The organism is Gordonia aquimaris, from assembly GCF_026262595.1.
Lineage (GTDB): Bacteria > Actinomycetota > Actinomycetes > Mycobacteriales > Mycobacteriaceae > Gordonia > Gordonia tangerina.
The window spans coordinates 1-1775 of sequence record NZ_JAPKFM010000065.1; the positions used below are offsets into that span (position 1 = coordinate 1).

2 protein-coding genes are annotated in these 1775 nt (G+C 63.0%); one reads left to right on the forward strand and one right to left on the reverse strand.

Going from position 1 to position 1775, the window contains the following annotated elements:
* Positions 1–123: 123 nt before the first annotated feature.
* Positions 124–411: a hypothetical protein gene (locus OSB52_RS24560; RefSeq protein WP_266063953.1), complete on the forward strand. Its 288-nt coding sequence runs from the start codon at positions 124–126 to the stop codon at positions 409–411.
* A 108-nt stretch (positions 412–519) separates the two neighbouring features.
* Here OSB52_RS24560 and OSB52_RS24565 read toward each other — a convergent pair.
* Positions 520–1775: toll/interleukin-1 receptor domain-containing protein (locus OSB52_RS24565; RefSeq protein WP_266063954.1), on the reverse strand; the 1256-nt coding region annotated here is incomplete at its 5' end.

Sequence of the window (1775 nt, forward strand, 5' to 3'; positions counted from 1 at the left end):
GCCCTTGTCTGCCTGGTCAATCCGGTCTACTATTTTCAGTTCCCCCAAGTCCGACTCTGGGCTAGCTCTCTGACGCCTTGTGGGTGAGGCGTGTCTGAAGGACAACTGCAGAGAGGACTGTTGATGAACAGCGTTGGGGCTCACCGACCGATCAGCCGCCGCGCCGCGCTCAGCCCGATCATGGCTGCGCGATTGAGTCAGGATCTCGTCCGGGTCACCGCCGACGTCCACGCTCGGCGGATCAAGGAGTGGGCGGCCACAGACCACGGGCCGTACCCGAGCGTGGAGGAGTCGCGGATGGCTGCCGAAGCCGAACTCGCACAGCTGGTACGGGCTCTCGGGTCGATCGCCGAGATCGAGCCGGGAAGATTCGACGCGGATGTCGCCGCTGCGACTCGGCTGGTGCGTTAGCGCCATGCGCCCGGTCCTGGGAACTCAGGACCGGGCGCGGCAAATCCCCCGCAAATCATCGGCGCGTAGTGCAACCGATCCGTCTCTCCGACGCATCAGCGCACCGAATCAGGCATCACGAAGCCGGATTGTCACGTCGAGGTGGACCTCGCCCCGGTCGGTGAGTCGTTCGACAAGCGTGGAGAGCGATTCCGCGGTTCCGACGGACAACGAGGGGCCGCGTGTTTGAGGTCCGGCGGTCTCGGCGTCTCGCCGGCGAGGCTCAGAGCGCGCCCGGTGGACACGATCGACCACGCGTGCCGCGAAGTCATCGATCCTGTGCATGTCAGCTTCCCGAACGTCAACGTATTGCACAAGCCGCATATACGAGGGCAGTTGGGCGGACCGAAGGAATGCGGGCACCAGGACGTCTCCCTCTTCACGATGTCTCATCCAGCCTATGTGCAGTTCTTCGATGCACACCTTCGACGACAGGTAATCGGGCGAGTAGAGACAAACCACGAACCGAGAGTCATCGATTGCTTTGTAGATGGACTGTTGCCAGGATGATCCCGACTGAAGCTCTGAGCGGTCAAGGTAGAGCCGGATGGATGGATCAAGCGTCCGCACGTGATCTACGAAGCGATCGGTGACGTCGCTGTCGACGCGTGAGTAGCTGACGAAGAGGTCGTGCTGGAAGGCGCTGATCCCGCGAGAGCCGCTCGCCAGGGGCGAAGGCACTTCCGACGCGAGCGACTTTGCCTTCGAACGGAATTGCTCGAGCAGCTCGTGTTGCGTTTCCTCGGGCATCGCGGAGTAGAGCACGATCTTGATCGGATCGAGGTTTACGCCGGCGGACAGCCAGTGCACCGATGCATCCAGGATCGCTCGCAGCATCCGCGGCGCGGATTCTCGCTGACTGCCGGCGGCAAGCAGGGGCATCGCGATACTGCGGATCCAGGGCTCGTCGGTGGTGAACGGAACAAGGCTGCGGAAGAGGTCACCGACGACCTGCGCTGGTGCATCCATGCCCCGGTAGAGCGGCTCGAAGCAGATGACGTACCGGAAGCCGAGGTCGTCTCTCATGACCGGCCGCGACAGCCAGCAACTGGACGTCGTTCGGAGGTCGATGTGCTTGTCGCGGGCAAGCTTGCCGACGGACAGCCCACGCTGGTCGAGGGCGCGGATCAGAGTTCCTGGCGTTGGCCCGTAGCTGTCGGGAAACGCCGACACGATCAATGCATCGACCCCCTCGTCGTCCGGGATCTGCGCGAGGTCGCCAGAGAACAGTTGGATACGGCGTTCACCTTCAGGGTGGTGCACGATCATCTGGTCAAGGAGTCGCATACGGGACAGTATCGCGCGGTTCGACCCGCGACCAGTGT

Excerpts from the sequence above, each read along its gene's own strand:
- OSB52_RS24560 (WP_266063953.1), top strand. The coding sequence starts at position 124 with ATGAACAGCGTTGGGGCTCACCGACCGATCAGCCGCCGCGCCGCGCTC.